The following is a 17,396-nucleotide window of genomic DNA, read 5'->3' as shown; positions in this document are numbered from 1 at the left end:
GTTTCGTCAGGGATCCGCCAGGAGTCAGAAGCGCGTCACTGCCAGCGCCACTCCTGCTGCTTGAAGAGGTGGCCCGCCTTGATGCCGCGGTCCGCGCACCACTTCAGGAACTCCTCGATCTGCTTGATCTGGTAGGTGTCCTCGTTGTACGTCGTGGCCATGACGTGGCCGAGCCAGTCCTCCTCGCCCATGGCGTAGACGTACGCCTCCTTGGCACCGAGCTCGGTCATGATCGCGGCGGCCTGTTCCGCGTTGGAGCCCGACAGCTTGCGCGAGTTGCTCATCTTCTTGGTGACCGGGATGGTCAGCAGCGCCTGGTAGAGCCAGGTCAGCGGCGCTCCGTCGCACTCCATGCCCAGGAAGGCGTAGTCGGCCGTACCCAGGTGGTTCTTGATGTAGCGGTAGAGCTGCGGCTCGATACCGGAGGAGTCGGCGCCGATGAAGACCTTCTTGCCGGCGAGCTCGGCCCAGTACGTCGACTTGGCGCGGATGTCCAGGTCGCAGTGCTCACCGAGGAACGGCGTCGCGGTGATCTTGCCGCCGGGGAACTCGACCTCGTCGAAGTCGTCGACCTCGATCACCGGGAAGCCCTGGTTTTCGAGCATCAGCCTGATCGACGGATCGGCCAGGTTGCCCTTGGAGTAGCGCGGCACCACGATCGCCCCGACGCGGCCGCGGAGCTGCAGCAGCGTCTCCATGACGATGTGGTCCTGGTGGCCGTGGGTGATGAGGACGAGGTCGATGAAGTCGGGCAGGTCGTCGAGCGTGTAGCGGTCGTCGGCGTCGCTGTCCGCGCTGATGAACGGGTCGGTGACGATGGCCGCCTGGGGCGTCTGCAGCACAAGACAGGCGTGGCCGAAGTACCGGATCCGGCCTCCGTTCTCGATGTGGCGGTCCTCCGCCAGGCTGGGCCTGTCGCTGAGCATCCCGGACAGCTGGGCCGTCTGGGCGTCGTCGAGACCCAGGGCCTCGCGCAGGTGGCCGAGCGTCGTGGGCCGCACGCGGGTCTTGAACAGCTCCGCGAGCCCCTCGTGACGGAACGGAACGTCGATCTCGAGGACGTCCGGCGAGGTCAGTCGCGGAGTGCTCAGGATGAACGGGCGCTCGATGCCGGTCTCGAAGGACAGCTGCACCGACTGGCGTGCCTCGGTGTAGACGGGGCTCTGGTAGACCAAGGGCTCCATGACGCGCAGCTGCGCCTGGTTGTCCGTGTCGTAGGCCAGCTCGACCAGGCCGCCGAGCTCCGCAGGAAGCTTCGGGTAGAGCGGGGTGAGGTCGAACCCGGTCGCGTTCGTCCGCAGCAGCTCCTGGCCGGCCGCGATCGCCTCGGCGAACCGCAGCATGTCCGCCCGGTCCCGCTTGATCGCGGCGAGCAGGTCACGCACCTCGTCGGCGCGCTCCTCGGGGATGTTGATGAAGTAACCGCCGCGCAGCTCGGGGTTGTTGCTGGCCGCGACGTGCACCTGCGGGGACTGCAGATACGACTCGAGCAGTGGCACGTGCAGGAACGCGAGATTCATCGCCGCCTGCACCGGAGCAATCGTGTGTGGCTGGGCGATGAACCTGTCCACCATCGGCTCAACTATGACCTTGGACCGCAGAAACAACTGCTCGTCAGCCATCTCCGCCCCTCCTTTCAGGGATACCTACAAAATCGACCGGCCCGCGATTCACTGCGCCTGTGCACCGGGCGCCACCACACCGGACCGTGGAGACAAAAACCGCGAAGAAACAACGAAGCCTGAATTTCAGGGCGTCGAACCGAACACACCCGCCTCGCTCCACAGGGTGCTCTTCAGCATCAGAATGACTCCGGGGCACGCGGTTGATCAATACTCTGCGGCACCGCACGGCTTTTGAGCACCGGTGAACGCCGAAGGGACCACGTCGGGCCGCGGTCACGCGTTCAAACGCCGCGATGCCGCAGTTGAACAACGGCCTCGTCGCGCGAGGTTCGTGATGGTCTCGCCGATACACCTCGGCCGTCCGCGAGACGTCAAGTCCCGGGAATTCAGCAAGGAGAAAGCGCGAGCGAGGTGCACATCTGTGATTTCGCTGCGGAGGAATTCACGAGGGGCCCGGTCGCCCCCTCCGACTGAGCTTGCCCACCGTCCGCGGACCCTCCGCCCGGTGCCCGTCGTGCCGATGCCGCCGGCCATCCGTGGACGACCGGCGGCATCGGCGCCACAGGCTACTTCTGCGCAGCCATGGCCTCGATCAGGCTCTTGGGCCGCATGTCGGTCCAGGACTTCTCGATGTAGTCGAGGCACTCCTGACGCCCCGCCTTCCCGAAGACCGACTCCCAGCCGTCGGGCACGTCGATGAAGACAGGCCAGAGCGAGTGCTGGCCCTCGTCGTTGACCAGGACCAGGTACTCGGCATCGGGATCCTCGAACGGATTCGTCACCACGCCGTCCTTTCTTGGGTACGGGAGATGCATCGCATCGGTGGCAGCTCTCAGGCGGTTCGCCCGGCCTCACCCCACCGCCGGTGGCCGTCCGGCGCGGTGCCGGGCCCCCTGAGGACCCACTATGGCCAAATGCCGCCTCGGCGCGTCAACCGGAACCCGGCTCCTGACCCGTCCGGCTGTTCAACTGCCCCTGCGCCCCAGTTGAACGAGGCCCGCGGCGCCCGCGCGGCCGGGACCGGTGCGCCCTTGATCGGCGCGCCGACCCGGTGTCATCGTGGAATGCTCCCACGCCGCATCAACGCCGCGCCCTGCCCGTCGGCACCGACCGCCCGAGCCGGCGACGGCCGGCGCCAGGAGTACCGGGGCACATCTCACTTCCGGCTGCGGACGGTCCGCCCCGGACCCTTTCTCCTTCGACTCCCAGGAGGCTGTCTTGCCGCTGCCCACGCCCAACGAGGGAGCACCGTCATGCCGTTCGTGAGCGCCAACGGGATCAGGCTCTCCTACCAGCGGTCGGGGCAGGGCGAGCCGGTTCTCCTCGTCATGGGCTCGGGCGCCGCCGGCCGCGTTTGGACCATGCACCAGACACCGGCTCTGAACCGGGCGGGCTACGAGACGATCGTCTTCGACAACCGGGGCATCGCCCCCTCCTCCACGCCGCCCGGCGACTATTCGCTCGCCGACATGACCGCGGACACCCTCGGGCTGATCGAGGCGCTGGACGTCGGGCCCTGCCGCATCGTCGGGACCTCGATGGGAGCCATGATCGCCCAGGAGCTGGCGCTCGTCCGGCCCGATCTGGTGCGTTGCGCCGTCCTCATGGCCACCAAGGCCCGCTCGGACGCCACCCGCCGGATGTTGCTGGCGGCGGAGCGCGAGCTGCGTGCCGACGGCATCGCCCTCCCACCCAGGTACGAGGCCGTGCGCACCGTGCTGGAGATGCTGTCTCCCACCACACTCAACGACGACGCAACCGTGTCCGGATGGCTGGAGCTCTTCGAACTGACCACAGGTCAGAGTGCCCCCGGCCAGCACGCCGTCGACACCGTCGGCGACCGTCGAGAGGCCCTGCGCGGACTCGGGGTGCCGTGCCGTGCGATCTCCTTCTCCGACGACCTCATCTGCCCTCCCCACCTGGTAGCCGAGGTGGCGGACGCCATCCCGGACTGCGACTACGTGGAGATCCCCGGCTGCGGCCACCTCGGAAACCTGGAGAACCCGGACGCGGTCAACACGGCCATCATCGAGTTCCTCGACAAGCACTGACAGCCCCTCACGAGCGCGGAGTTGGTTCCCATGGCAAGGATCAAGGGGTCGGCGCGGCACCGAGCCCAGGCAGGGTCCGACGACGCCCCGGCCACCGGCGGCCGGATCAGAAAGGGAACGGTTCGACGGATCGTCCCGTACGCCCTGAGCTACCCCTGGAGCATGGCGCTGCTGCTGCTCAGCACAGTGGTCGACGCCGTGGTCACCGCCTCCGGCCCGCTGGTGCTGAAGAAGGTCATCGACGACGGCATCCTGCCCGGACGGACCGCAACGGTGGTGTGGCTGTGCCTGGCCGTCACCGGCCTGGCGCTGGTCGAGGGCTGCGCCATGTACGTGCAGGCGTGGTGCTCCGGACGGATCGGCGAAGGTGTCGTCTACGACCTGCGCAACAAGGTGTTCGCGCACATTCAGAGGCAGTCGATGGCGTTCTTCACCCGGACGCAGACCGGAGCCCTGGTCAGCCGTCTGAACACCGATGTGGTCGGCGCCCGGCAGGCCGTGGCGGGCCTGCTGTCGCAGTCGCTTTCCGTCGTTCTCTCGATAGGCCTGGTGCTGGCCGCGATGTTCTACCTGTCGTGGCAGGTCACCCTCGCCGCGCTGGTGATGATCCCGTTCTTTCTGCTGCCGGTGCGACTGATCGCGCGCCGGCTCCAGAGGATCACCCGGAGGCGGATGGAACTCGACGCCGACATGAGCACGCTGATGAGCGAACGGTTCAACGTCGCTGGCGCCATGCTCACCAAGCTCTACGGCCGAGCCGAGAACGAGTCGGGCATGTTCGCGCGCAAGGCGGCCCAAGTGCGCGAGACCGCCGTCTCGGCGGTCGTCCACGGCCGGATCCTCGGTGTCATCGGGACCGTGCTCACCGCGATCACCGCAGCCCTTGTCTACGGCGTGGGCGGCGTCCTGACCATTCACGGTTCGCTGGAGCTCGGCACGCTGGTCGCCTTGGTCGCCCTTCTGATGCGGCTCTACAGCCCGATCGACCAACTGTCGGGGATGCAGGCGAGCGCCATGATGGCCCTGGTCAGCTTCGACCGCGTCTTCGAGATCCTGGACCTGCGGCCGAACGTCTCGGAGCGCTCCGACGCCCGGGACCTGGCCGAACTCCGCTCCGCCCGGAACACCGGGGACGCTCCCTCCGTCACCTTCGAGCGGGTGTCCTTCCGTTACCCGAACGGTGACCAGGACTCCCTCGCCTCGCTGGGGCACCCGGCCGCCCGGCGCCCCGAGCGGTCCGAGGAGGCGTGGACCCTGCGGGACCTCAGCTTCGATGCCCCGGCAGGTCGGCTGACCGCCCTGGTAGGCCCCTCGGGTGCGGGCAAGACCACGATCACCCAGCTCCTGCCGCGACTGTACGACCCCACCGAGGGCGCCGTGCGCATCGACGGTCACGACGTCAGGGAACTGACACTGCAGTCCCTGCGCGACACGATCGGTGTGGTCACCCAGGACGCCCACCTGTTCCACGACACCTTGCGGGCGAACCTCGAGTACGCCCGGCCGGGTGCGAGCGAGCAGGAGCTGATCGAGGCCTGCGAAGCCGCGCTGATCTGGGACACGGTCCGCGCTCTGCCGGACGGCCTCGACACCGTGGTCGGCGACCGCGGATACCGCCTGTCCGGTGGCGAGAAGCAGCGGATCGCGCTGGCCAGGCTGCTGCTCAAGGCGCCGCCCGTGGTCATCCTCGACGAGGCCACCGCCCACCTCGACTCGGAGGCGGAGGCGGCGATCCAGCGCGCGCTCAGGACCGCCCTGGCCGGGCGCACCTCGCTGGTGATCGCCCACCGGCTCTCCACGATCCGCGAGGCCCACCAGATCCTGGTCGTGGAGGCCGGGCGGATCAGCGAGCGCGGGACGCACGAGGAGCTGCTGGCCGCCGGCGGCCTGTACGCCGACCTGTACAAGACACAGTTCGCCAAGCACGACCCGCTGGAGAAGGCGGTGTTCAGCCCGGACCCGCGCTGACGCCTGCCCGCGCGGTGCGCATGACGAAGGTGCCGTCCGCCTGCCCGGCGCAGCCCCTCGAGGGCTCGGCCGAGGCCGGTGCGGACGGCACCTTCGTCATGTCTCGGGCCTGTCCCGCGCCGCGGTGGTGAGCCCCCCGCCGTGCGGGTGCGCGCACCCGCACGGCAGCGCGATGCGCGTACCCGGCCAACCGCGGCGGCGCGACAGTTGAACAGCCGTCGGACGACCACGGGTTGGCTGGGGCACTGCCACGACCCGGCCGCGGGGCTCGTCCTAGCGTTCCCGGGCGAAGTCGTGCACAACTACCGCGACGGCGCCGACGGCAGGGTGACGCTGCAGGACCGCCTCGATCTCGCCCAGCTCCATCCGCACTCCTGCGATCTTGACCTGGCGGTCGACACGGCCGAGGTACTGCAGCGCTCCCTGCGGGAGGACCGTCACCGCGTCACCGGTCCGGTAGAGCCGCCCGGCGGGAGTGTCGCGGAACGGGTCGCGGAAAAACGCGTCCCGGGTCCGGTCGTGGTCGCCGACGTAGCCGCGCCCCACGCAGATCCCGCCGACGAACAACTCCCCCGTCTCCCCCGGCTCGCAGGCGTGCCAGCCTTCGTCCTCGCGACGCAGGACGTAGAGCTGGGTGTTGACGACCGGGGTGCCGATGGGCAGGCGCAGCAGGTCGAGATCTTCGGGCAGCACCGTGTGGTGGGTGACGTCGTCGGAGCACTCCGTCGGGCCGTAGGCGTTCATCAGCCCGGCCTGGGGCATCTCCTGGAGCCAGCGCCGGGCGACCTCGGTAGGCAGCTCCTCGCCGGTGGCGAGCATCCACCGCAGCCCCTCCAGCCGACTCGCCGTCGGAGCGTCGGCCAGGTCGTCCAGCAGCAGGCGGACCATCGTGGGCACCAATTCGACGACGGTGACTCCCTGTTCGTCGACGAGCCGGGCGAACGCCACCGAATCATGGGCCGTCTCGTCACCGACCACGGTGACCTCACCGCCGACGATCAGCGGGCAGAGCATCTGCCAGATCGAGATGTCGAACCCGAGCGGGGCGGTCTGCGCGACGACGTCGCGGTCGGTGAGCCCGAGGTCGATGACCTTGGCGTGGAGGTGGTTGAGCATGCCCTGGTGCTCGACCACCGCACCCTTGGGCGATCCGGTCGAGCCGGAGGTGAACAGCACGTACCGGGGCTGGTCGGGGCCGTCCAGCCGGGCAGGGCCCTGCCACGGGTCGCAGGAGGACGCCTCGGCGGCGCGTATGACCGGTACGCCGGCCTGCTCGGCGCCCTGGGCGAGCGAGGGGGAGACGGTCTCCGGGTCGGTGTTGAGGAGCAGGACGGCTCCGGCTCGGGCGAGGACGTCCGCCACTCGGCGGGCCGGCCAGTTCCCGTCGGCGGGCACATAGAGCGCACCGAGGAGCTCGGTGGCGAGGAAGGCGGCGACGACGGTGCTGCCGCGCTCGCCGCCGACCGCGACGACAGTGCCGGGGGTGACGCCGGAGCGTTCCATCAGCGTGGCCAGTCGGCGTGCCTCCAGGGCAAGTTGGGCGTAGCTGAGGCGCCCGCGGGCATCCCTGACGGCCGGCCGGTCGCCGTCCCCGGCGAAGCGCTCCACCCAGGTGATCACGGCGTCCGCGAGGTCGACCGCGTGGTCCCGGCTCACCGCGAGCCCGCGGGCGCGCCGCAGTTCCCCCGGGGAGATCGCCAGTTCCGGCAGTTCCGCGGGGCCGAGCAGGCCGTCCACGATCGTCATGAATCCGCTCCTTGTGATCGGCGCCAATATCCGCTATTGACTGCTCAGGAAATAACCGGATCTTGCCGGGGCAAGTTTCCTTGAAGTACGGTAATCGACGTTGGGGGCGATCGGGTACCGCTTTCATCGCCCGATGGAAGACACTGCGGATTTGCACTTGGGCGGCGGCAGTTGAACGCCGGACAGGTGGTCAAAGCATCTTTCTTGACGCAGACTCTTCGGTCCTCTTGCCGACCGTTTTCCCACCCATTTACCGTCCTGCCGAGGTGTCCGGCACCATGCCCATTATCAGCTCTCCTCATGAATTCAACGTCGAGGACCTCTACATAGATCTGCGCAGGGTGAACGGCACTCCGCTGTACCTCAAATGCGAGGGGTTCAACTTCGCGGGATCCATCAAGCTGAAGGCTGCCGCCGAGATGGTCGACGCTGCCGAGCGGGACGGCCTGCTCGGCCCGGGCTCGGTGCTGGTGGAGTCGTCCTCGGGCAACCTGGGCATCGCGCTGGCCATCATCACGGCCGACCGGGGCTACCGCTTCGTGTGCGTGACCGACCCCCGGTGCAACTCCACCACCCAGCGGCTGATGCGCTCACTGGGCGCGGAGGTCCGGGTGATCTCGACGCAGGACGCCAACCTGGGCTACCTCCACAGCCGGATCCGGTACGTCCGCGACCTGTGCGCGTCCGACGACCGCTACGTGTGGCTCAACCAGTACGCGAACCCCAACAACTGGCGGGCGCACTACGAGCACACCGCGCCGGCGATCGCCCGCAGCTTCCCCGACCTGGAAGTGCTGTTCGTCGGCGCGGGCACCACGGGCACCTTGATGGGGTGCGCGCGCTACTTCAAGGAGCAGCTCAGACCCGTCACGATCGTGGCCGTCGACGCCGTCGGCTCGGTCACCTTCGGCGGTATCCCGGAGCGCCGGGTCGTCCCGGGCCTGGGCACCAGCACCCGTCCGGAGCTGGTCGACGAATCGTGCATCGACGACGTCGTACACGTCTCCGAGCCGGACACCATCCGCGCCTGCCATGCCATGGCCGCCCGAGGCTTCGTGCTCGGCGGCTCGAGCGGCACGGTGGTGAGCGGCGCCACCCGGTGGCTCGGCGAGAAATACCCGGGCGAGGAGCCCGTCGCGGTCGCGATCTCCCCCGACCTCGGCGAGCGCTACCTCGCCTCCATCTACGACGAGAGCTGGCTGCGCGAACACTTCGGCCAAACCGACCTGTCCACCGATCCCCACCGGAGCCGACACCCATGACCCAGGCCCCCACGTTCTCCGTCATCTCCGGCGAGCAGGTCGTCGACGTCCTGCGCGGCCGCGAGAAGCAGGTCACCGCGATGGTCGAGCAGGCGTACCGGCTGCACGGCGAGGGCTTGACGGTGAATCCGGACTCGTACTTCCTCCGCTTCCCCGAGCAGCCCTCCTCGCGCATCATCGCGCTGCCCGCCTCGGTCGGGGGCGAGGTGGACGTGCACGGCATCAAGTGGATCTCCTCCTTCCCCGAGAACGTCGCCGCCGGTATCCCCCGGGCCTCCGCGGTGGTCGTCCTCAACGACACGGCAACCGGCTACCCGCTGGCATGCCTGGAGAGCTCCGTCATCAGCGCCTCACGCACGGCAGCATCCGCGGCGCTGGCGGCAGTGACGATCGCCGACCGGCGGGGGGTGGCGCCGCGCCGGGTCGGGTTCATCGGGGTCGGGTTGATCGCCCGCTATCTGCACACCTACCTGGTGGCCAACGGGCTGACCTTCGACGAAGTGGGCGTCTTCGACCTGGCGCGGGAGCACGCGGAGGGCTTCGAGGAGTACCTGACCCGCTCCGGAGCCGGCTCGGTGACGATCCACGACAGCGCCGAGTCGCTCATCGCCGAATCGGACCTGATCGTGCTGGCCACGGTGGCGGGCGAGCCGCACATCCTCGACCCGGGGCTGTTCTCCCACAACCCTATGGTCCTGCACGTCTCGTTGCGCGATCTCTCCCCGGAGATCATCCTGTCCTCCTACAACCTCGTCGACGACATCGACCACTGTCTGAAGGCCAACACCTCGCCGCACCTGGCGGAACAGCGGACCGGCTCCCGGGACTTCGTCGACGGAACCCTCTACGACCTGCTGGAGGGCCGGACCACGCCCCCGGCCGACCGCCCCGTCGTGTTCTCCCCCTTCGGCCTGGGCGTACTCGATCTGGCCGTCGCCAAGTACGTCTACGACGAAGTCGCCGCGGTCGGCGCACTGCACACCGTCCCCGGGTTCTTCCACGAGATGAAGCGTTACGGCTGAACCCGATTCCACCGGGGAAACACGAAGGGCCCGCCTGTCCGGCGGGCCCTTCGTGGTGGGTGCGGAGCACGGTCTCGCTCAGGGCCGCCTCAGACGGATGACGCAGCGCACGGGTCGGAGTGGTCCGCGAGCACAGGGAACGCCCCCGGGCATGGGCGGCGCACGCATGCCCGCTCGACGAGGATCGTCGCCTCCGGGTCGGCGCATCGGCAGCGGGGCACGGTCGTTGAGTACGGTCGGGCGGCGGGGCGCGCCACGAAGGCTGCGACGCCCGCCGTCCGCTGTGCAACTGCATCGGCGCGGCGCTTGAACGGCCGGCGGGAAGTCGGCTCGGGGAAAGCGGTCAGACCGCGATCGCCGCGACGGCCGGCCTGGCCAACTGCACGTAGTCCGCGACGGACAGGGCGACGGACACGTCCAGCCGCCCGGCGTTGAAGTAGATCTCGTCGTGGACCAGCAGGCCCTCGTCGACGAGCAGGTCCAGCTCGGCGGAGAAGGCGAACGGGGTGATGGACCCGCTGACGCTGCCTGCCAGGCGCTCGGCCACCTCCCTGGCGGCGAAGGAGGCCTCCCGGCCGCCGTAGCGCACTGCCAGGGCGGAGAGGTCGACCCGGCGGTCACCGGGGACCACCGCGAGCACATAGCGGCGCGAGCGTTTGCCGGTCGCCACCCGGACCACGATGGACTTGGCGGCCTGCGCCGACGGGTGCCGGCGCAGCCGGCTGGCGGCTTCGGTACGGCCCTCGGGTTCGTGACGGATGGTCCGGTAGGACGCCGCGCCGGAATCGAGGAGGTCCTTGAGGCGCTCGAAGACGTCGCGGTCCTCAGGCATCCGGGGCCTCCCCGAGCCGGGCAGCGGGCCGGACGGGCCCCTGTGGGGCCTTTGCAGGGCGGACGGGACCCTGTGGTCCCTTTGCAGGGCGGGCGACGGCGGTTCGGGGGCAGCGTGGACGGCGGTACACCGTTCCTCCGTAGGCAGATGGGCGCCGTCGGGAAGGACCGACGGTCGTGACGCATGCCCAGCGGGATCCGGCCGCCGGCTCGGGCGTCCGCGCACGACTCGTGGAGGTGCGCAGGGATGTCGACGAGCCGTCATCATAGGAAAAGGGTGACGGCCCTCGGCATACCGTGCACCCTGAACACCCCTGCGCAGCAGCGGGGTTGGTCGGACCTCACCGCACGGGAGCCTCCGGGGCGAGCTCATGCAGCGGCACGATGTTCAGAAAGGCGACATCGCCGATGCGCTGCGCGCTCAGACCCGTCACGGTCAACGAGTTGTCGTCGTTCACCTCCACCGACGCCCCTTCGTCGGCCAGCAGGGCGCTGAGCACCGCGACATCGGGCGTCCGCACCGACACCCGCGCCCGGCCGCCACGGACGGCGAGTCGTGCCGCACGTTGGCCCGCGACCAGCTCGCCCCGCGCGATGACCACCAGCTCGTCCACCACGTCGGCCAGTTCGACGGGCAGTTGGCCGGAGACGAGCACCGTACGGCCCTCTGCGGCCAGCCGCTGGAACAGGGCGCGTGCCCAGACCAGACCCGGCTGGTCCAGCCCGCCCAGCGGTTCGTCGAGCACCAGGACCGGCGGGTCGGCGAGCAGCGCGCAGGCGATGCCCAGCCGCTGCCGCATCCCGAGCGAGAAGGTGCCGACCCTGCGCTGCCCCGCCTCGGTCAGCCCGGTCTCGTCCAGCACCGTGTCCACGCGGCCGTGCTGGATGCCGTGCCGCCGGGCCAGCCCGGTCAGGAATTCCCGCGCGGTGTCGCCGACGTGGGGGCAGTACACGCTGTGGGTGTCCAGCAGCGCGCCGACCTCGCGCGGGCCGGGCGGGCAGTCCCGGAACTCCCGGCCGCCGATCGCAGCGCTGCCGGCGGTAGGGCTGTTCAGGCCCAGCAGTAACCGCAGCGTCGTGCTCTTGCCGGCGCCGGCCGGTCCGAGCAGCCCGGTGACGCGCCCGGCCCCGGCCGTGAAGCTGAGGCCGTTGACGGCCGTGACGTCGCCGTAGCGCTTCGTCAGTTCCCTGATCTCGATCATGATCACCATGGTGGAGTGGACCGGGCCCGTGCCGCATCGGGCCACCGGATCCAATCGCCGGGAAACCTGCCAACCGCGGGATTACCCCCTCGGCCCGATGCCGCACACGAGCGGATTTGATATTTGTCGCCGCGACGGTCGCCGTCGGCCGTACTCACCTCGCCATCCGGTGCTCCGTCACTCGGCGCTCCGTCACCCGGCGCATCGGCTGCCGGTACGCACGGCTTGCTTTCTCGGCTTCCGGGCTTGATCAGGTCGACTGCGTGGTAGAGGTGTGGACCGCCGTGGTCGAAGGCAACTGCGAGGCTGCGCCATGCGCCCAGGGCTGTGACGGCGTTGCGCATGGTGTCATGACGCGAGTTGCGGTGCCAGTGCGGATCTTCGAGGCGTCCGTCGCGCAGGTCAATTCCGGGCCCGGGCCGACAGGCCACCGGCCCATTGTTCGAGCCTTTCGGCCAAAGAACCCTCCCTGCAAGGATGACGGACACTTCTGCACTGTCCACAGACAGCCCCTTTGAGGAGGCCCCGATGGGCAATAGATCGGCGTGGAAAAAATACGTCGGCCCGGTCGGCCGAAATGGAATCGGCGGCGCCGGCGGAAAGGCGGCGCGGAATGTCTGAACGCCCTGTCGGACCGTCCCCCGGCCTGATGGCCGAAGCACCGCTCGACCGTGCCGACGTCGAGCGCGCCGAACACGAACTCGCCGGCCGCGTCTGGCGCACTCCGGTGGTGCGCTGCGACCCGCTGGACGCGACTGCCGGCGCCCGCCTGTGGCTGAAGGCCGAGAACCTCCAGCGCGGCGGATCGTTCAAGGTCCGCGGGGCCCTGCTGGCCGTCGACGAACTCGCTCGCGCCGGAACCCGGGGCGTGGTCGCGCAGAGCACCGGCAATCACGCGATCGCCGTCGCGCTCGCCGCTCGCGAACACGGGCTGCCCGCCGTCCTCGTCCTGCCCTCCGACGCACCACCCGCCAAGATCCGGCGGATCCGCGACACCGGCGCCGGGGTGGTCACCACCGGCACCCTTCTGGCCGAACGGGTCGCCGTCGTCGAGGAATTGCGGGAGAGGTACGGCTACGACACGGTCGACCCCTACCAGAACCCCCGGGTCGTGCTTGGCCAGGCCACCGCCACCGCCGAACTGCTCGGCCAGGTGGCCGCGGAGGGCGCCCGACTGGACGCCGTGGTCGTCCCCGTCGGCGGTGGCAGCGCCATCGCGGGCGCCTGCCTGGCCGCCTCCGGATCCGGCACGGCGGTGATCGGCGCGGAACCCGAGGCCGTACCGGCGCTCACGGCCGCACTGCGCGCCGGCCGGCCGGTGACCGTTCCCGCCCGGCACACCGTCGCCGACGGACTGCGCCCCGACCGGATCGGCGCATTACCCTTCGACCTTGCCGGGCGGGCGGTCACCTCGGTGGTCACCGTCCCGGAGGCATCCATCGCCGACGCTCTGCGGGCCGCGTTCCTGCACGCCCGGTTGGTCGTCGAACCGGCCGCGGCCACCGCGCTCGCCGCGGCGCTGGCTCACGCCGCCGACCACGGCGGCGAGGTCGGTGTCCTGCTCAGTGGTGGCAACGTCGAGCCCAGCCTGATCGCCTCGATGCTTGCCGCACAGAGCGGCCCCGTCTGAGGCCGCTCCGCACGGCGCGCCCGGGGTCAGTCGTCCCAGCCCAGCCAGGCGGCCACCTCGGCCCAGACCAGGCCGAGGTTCTCCGGCTTCGCGAGGTCGTAGTGGGTGCACGGCACACCGGCCTCCGACACCACGCCGGTCACATGCGCCGCCCATCGGTCCGCGGTCGGCCCTTCCTCCTCACGGCCGACCTTGGCGACGATCAGCAGCGCATCGCCGTCGAACCGCCCGTGCACATGGGTGCGCCGGATCCTGCGGCCGTTGTGCAGCACCCTCGCGAAGGTCCGGTACTCCTCGTCGGTGACAGCCCCCAGCGCGCCGCCGGCCTCCAGCCGCACCAGGTCGACCAGTTGGTCGATCTCGGCCTCCGGATCGAGCTCCTCCTCCTGCGCCGCCAGGGCTGCCTCCGCCGCGCTGTCCCACGGGTACTGGTCGAGCATCACCAGCGCCCCGACCTCCTCGCCGGCCGCCTGCAGCTGGACGGCGATCTCATGGGCGATCACCCCACCGTACGACCAGCCCAGCAGATGGTACGGGCCGCTCGGCTGCACCGACCGCATCTGCGCAATGTAGTCCGCGGCCATCTCCCCTATGGATCCGGCGAGTTGTCCGGTGCCGTCAAGCCCTCGAGCCTGCAGGCCGTACAGCGGGACGTCCGCAGGCACGTACCGCACCAGCGGCATGTAGCACCAGCTCACGCCGCCCGCCGGGTGGAAGCAGAAGATCGGCGGTCGCTCGCCCTGCGCCCGGATCGGCAGCAGCACGTCCAGGGCGTCCCGCACCGAGGACAGGTTCATCCGCTTCATCAGCTCGGCCACGGTCGGCGCCGCAAACAGATCGCGCACCGTGATCGCCACTCCGCGCTCCCGCAACCGCTCCACCAGCCGGACCGCGAGCAGTGAGTGACCGCCGAGGACGAAGAAGTCGTCGTCCACGCCGACGCTTTCCACGCCGAGGACTTCGGCGAACGCCGCACCGATGTTCGCCTCGAAGGAAGTGACCGAGTGGTGCGCCTCCTCGCGCACCACGACCTCCGGCACCGGCAGAGCCTTGCGGTCCAGTTTGCTGTTCGGCATCAGCGGCAGCTTCTCGATCACCACGACCGCCGACGGCACCATGTACCCGGGCAGCCGGTCCTGTGCCACCGCGCGCACCGCCTGGCCGAGTTGCTCCAGCTCCTCCTGCGCGAGACCGCGGTTCGGCACCACGTACGCCACCAGCCGCTGGTCACCGGGGATGTCCTCGCGCACCAGCGCCACGGCCTGGCCGACCGAGGGATACTCGGCAAGCACCGCCTCGATCTCCCCGAGCTCCACCCGGAAACCGCGCACCTTCACCTGGTCGTCCGAGCGCCCGACGTACTGCAGGTCGCCCGCCGCGGTCCACCGCACCACGTCGCCGGTACGGTACATCCGCTCACCGGCACCGCCGGACGGGTCCGCCACGAAGCGGCCCGCCGTCAGATCCGGCCGGCCCAGGTAACCGCGCGCCACGCTGCGACCCGCGATGTACAGCTCACCGGCCACTCCCACGGGCACCGGCGCCATCCGGTCGTCCAGCACATGGACGCGGGTGTTCCCGATCGGACCGCCGATCGACGACACGTCCGCGTTCTCCCCTGACAGCTCCTTGCCGGTGGACCAGACCGTGGTCTCGGTCGGGCCGTACAGATTCGTCAGGGTCGGCGTCCGGGCCAGCAGCGTCCTGGCCAGATCGGCCGGCAGCGCCTCGGCACCGATCATCGCCCGCACCCGGGTCCAGTCCACCGGGTCGTCCGCGTCGGCCACCAGGCCGCGCCACAGGCTCGGCGTGGCGTGCACCATCGTCGCGCCGGTGTCCCGGATCAGGCCACGCAGCGCCCACGGGTCGAGCACCTGCTCCTGCGAGGCCAGCACGATCCGGGCCCCGTTCAGGAGCGGCAGGTAGAACTCGAAACCCGCCATGTCGCAGCCGTGCGTACTCACCGCGAGCAGCCGGTCCTCGGAGTCGAGAACGAAGCGGTCCTGCATCGCCGAAAGGAAGTTGACGATCGCCCGATGCTCCACCAGCACCCCCTTGGGCCGCCCGGTGGACCCGGAGGTGTAGATCACCCACATCGGGTGCTCGGGCCGCAGCGCCGCCGTGCGTTCGCCGTCCGTCAGCGGGCCGTCCGCCAGGGCAGCGAGCTGTGCCACGACCGGGGCCGAGTCGAGCAGCACCACCGGGACCTCGTCCGCCGCGTCGGCCTCGTCCAGGGGCCGGCCTTCGGGCTCCGCCGGCCGCTCGCCCAGGCTCTCGCTGGTGAGTCGGCAGACCGCACCCGAGTCGGCGATCACGTACGCGATCCGGTCCGCCGGGTACGCCGGGTCGATCGGCAGGTAGGTGGCACCGGCCTTGATCACCGCCAGGAGCGCGACCACCAGGTCGACCGTACGCTCGAAGACCGCCGCGACCACCGACTCCGGGCCGATCGCCCGGCCCACGAGGAGCCGCGCCAGCCGGTTCGCCCGGGCGTCCAGCTCGGCATAGCTGAGCTCGACGTCGCCCTGCACCAGCGCGACCGCGTCGGGCGTCCGGCCGACCTGTGCCTCGAACAGCTCCACCACCGTCGCGTCGGGCACCGGTGCCTCGGTGGCGTTCCACTCGGTGAGCATGCGGTGCCGCTCGTCCGCGCCGAGCACGTCCACCTCGCTGAGCCGGACACTCGGGTCCGCCGCGAGCGCTTCGAGCACCCGGGCAAGCCGCTCGGCAATGCGGGCGCCCGATTCGGCGTCGAACAGGTCCGCCGCCGCGATGACCGCGCCATGGAGCCCGGCCGGTGCGCCGTTCGCATCATGTACCTCGACCATGCTGACGTCGAGGTCGAACTTGGCCACGGCGAGGCTGGTGGGGAGAACAGCGCCACCGGAGGCCTGGTTGTCGAGCTGGTCGTCGCCCTGGAGGCCGCGCCGGTCGGCGGTCCGGTCGGCGGACGTGTCCGGCGACGCGTCGATGGCGTTCTCCACCAGCAGCATCACCTGGAAGAGCGGGTGGCGGGCCATCGAGCGGGCCGGCGCCAGTTCCTCGACCAGCTTCTCGAACGGCACGTCCGGATGTGCGAACGCCCCCAGCCCGGCCTCCCTGACCCGCCTGAGGACCTCGCTGAACGTCGGGTCGTCCGACAGATCCGTGCGCAGCACAAAGGTGTTGACGAAGTACCCGACCAGGTCGTCCAGCGCCTCGTCGGACCGCCCCGCGATCGCCGACCCGATCGGCAGGTCGGTGCCGGCACCCAGGCGGTTCAGCAGCACCGCCAAGGCGCCGTGCAGGACCATGAACATGGTCACGCCCTCGGCCCGCGCCACCTCGGCCAGACGCGCGTGCACCTCGGCCGGGATCTCCAGGTGCGTCCGGTGTCCGCGGTGACTCGCCGTCACCGGACGTACCCGGTCCGTCGGTAGTTCCAGCTCCTCCGGCACCCCGGCCAGCGCCTCACGCCAGTACGACACCTGACGGGCGATCAGGCTGTCCGGGTCCTCGGTGTCGCCCAGCAGCTCCCGTTGCCAGAGCGCAAAGTCCGCGTATTGAACCGGCAGCGGCTCCCACTCGGGTTCCCGGCCTCCTCTGCGCGCCGCGTAGGCGACCGACAGGTCGCGCTCCAGTGGCCCCCACGACCAGCCGTCACCGGCGATGTGGTGCACCACGACCACCAGCACGCACTCGCCGGGGGCGCTCCGGAACAGCGACGCCCGGATCGGGAGTTCGGCGGACAGGTCGAACCGGTGCTGCTCGGCCTCGACCACCGCGTCGTCCAGCGCCGCCGGGTCGATGTCGGCCGTGTGCAGCGCCCAGTCCACGTCCGAGAGCTCGAGGATCCGCTGGTACGGCTCGCCGTCGGCCACCGCGAACACGGTGCGCAGGACCTCGTGCCGCCCGATCACGTCGCGGAACGCCGCGTTCAACGCCTGTGCGTCCACGTCGCCCGCCAGCCGGGTGGTGACGGGGATGTTGTAGGTGCTGCTGGGCCCGTCCATCTTGTTGATGATCCACAGCCGACGCTGTCCGTAGGAGAGCGGGAGGCGGTCGGGCCGGGGCATGGGC

Annotated in this window: 11 protein-coding genes; 5 read left to right on the top strand and 6 right to left on the bottom strand. The window is 70.2% G+C overall.

What is annotated here, in order from left to right; translation table 11 throughout:
* Positions 1-35 precede the first annotated feature (35 nt).
* Together AAW14_RS05435 and AAW14_RS05430 are read right to left on the bottom strand one after the other, a co-directional pair.
* On the bottom strand, positions 36-1,622 hold the full coding sequence (locus tag AAW14_RS05435) for an MBL fold metallo-hydrolase (protein WP_265560430.1): 1,587 nt from the start codon (positions 1,620-1,622) through the stop codon (positions 36-38).
* Positions 1,623-2,191: 569 nt separating this feature from the next.
* A complete protein-coding gene (locus tag AAW14_RS05430) occupies positions 2,192-2,407 on the bottom strand; it encodes an MbtH family protein (RefSeq protein ID WP_322741012.1) in 216 nt (71 codons plus the stop codon).
* Between the two features lie 471 nt (positions 2,408-2,878).
* Here AAW14_RS05430 and AAW14_RS05425 point away from each other — a divergent pair, with 471 nt between their 5' ends.
* A complete protein-coding gene (locus tag AAW14_RS05425) occupies positions 2,879-3,676 on the top strand; it encodes an alpha/beta fold hydrolase (RefSeq protein WP_265560426.1) in 798 nt (265 codons plus the stop codon).
* 30 nt (positions 3,677-3,706) lie between these two features.
* Positions 3,707-5,644: an ABC transporter ATP-binding protein gene (locus AAW14_RS05420; protein WP_265560423.1), complete on the top strand. Its 1,938-nt coding sequence runs from the start codon at positions 3,707-3,709 to the stop codon at positions 5,642-5,644.
* Between the two features lie 273 nt (positions 5,645-5,917).
* Here the strand turns inward: AAW14_RS05420 and AAW14_RS05415 are convergent, their stop codons facing one another.
* Positions 5,918-7,390, bottom strand: coding sequence for an amino acid adenylation domain-containing protein (locus AAW14_RS05415; protein ID WP_265560421.1), 1,473 nt, complete (start codon positions 7,388-7,390; stop codon positions 5,918-5,920).
* Positions 7,391-7,668: 278 nt separating this feature from the next.
* On the opposite strand from AAW14_RS05415, the gene sbnA reads away from it, so the two are divergent.
* Positions 7,669-8,652, top strand: coding sequence for a 2,3-diaminopropionate biosynthesis protein SbnA (sbnA, locus tag AAW14_RS05410; protein WP_265560419.1), 984 nt, complete (start codon positions 7,669-7,671; stop codon positions 8,650-8,652).
* Complete coding sequence (gene sbnB, locus AAW14_RS05405) at positions 8,649-9,674, top strand: 2,3-diaminopropionate biosynthesis protein SbnB (RefSeq protein WP_265560418.1); 1,026 nt, start codon at positions 8,649-8,651, stop codon at positions 9,672-9,674. Before sbnA ends, sbnB begins: the two co-directional genes overlap by 4 nt.
* 343 nt (positions 9,675-10,017) lie before the next feature.
* Here the strand turns inward: sbnB and AAW14_RS05400 are convergent, their stop codons facing one another.
* A complete protein-coding gene (locus AAW14_RS05400; RefSeq protein ID WP_265560416.1) occupies positions 10,018-10,506 on the bottom strand; it encodes a YbaK/EbsC family protein in 489 nt (162 codons plus the stop codon).
* A 340-nt stretch (positions 10,507-10,846) separates the two neighbouring features.
* Complete coding sequence (locus tag AAW14_RS05395) at positions 10,847-11,707, bottom strand: ATP-binding cassette domain-containing protein (RefSeq protein WP_265560414.1); 861 nt, start codon at positions 11,705-11,707, stop codon at positions 10,847-10,849.
* A 613-nt stretch (positions 11,708-12,320) separates the two neighbouring features.
* Here AAW14_RS05395 and AAW14_RS05390 point away from each other — a divergent pair.
* Positions 12,321-13,337: a threonine ammonia-lyase gene (locus AAW14_RS05390; protein ID WP_265560412.1), complete on the top strand. Its 1,017-nt coding sequence runs from the start codon at positions 12,321-12,323 to the stop codon at positions 13,335-13,337.
* A gap of 26 nt (positions 13,338-13,363) precedes the next feature.
* On the opposite strand, the gene AAW14_RS05385 is transcribed toward AAW14_RS05390, so the two are convergent.
* Positions 13,364-17,396 (bottom strand): non-ribosomal peptide synthetase (locus AAW14_RS05385; RefSeq protein ID WP_265560410.1); only part of this gene is annotated, 4,033 nt, incomplete at its 5' end.

It is taken from the genome of Streptomyces hygroscopicus (genome assembly GCF_026168105.1).
GTDB lineage: Bacteria > Actinomycetota > Actinomycetes > Streptomycetales > Streptomycetaceae > Streptomyces > Streptomyces hygroscopicus_D.
The sequence above is the reverse complement of the archived record's forward strand: the minus strand, read 5'-3'. Positions and strand labels throughout refer to the sequence as shown.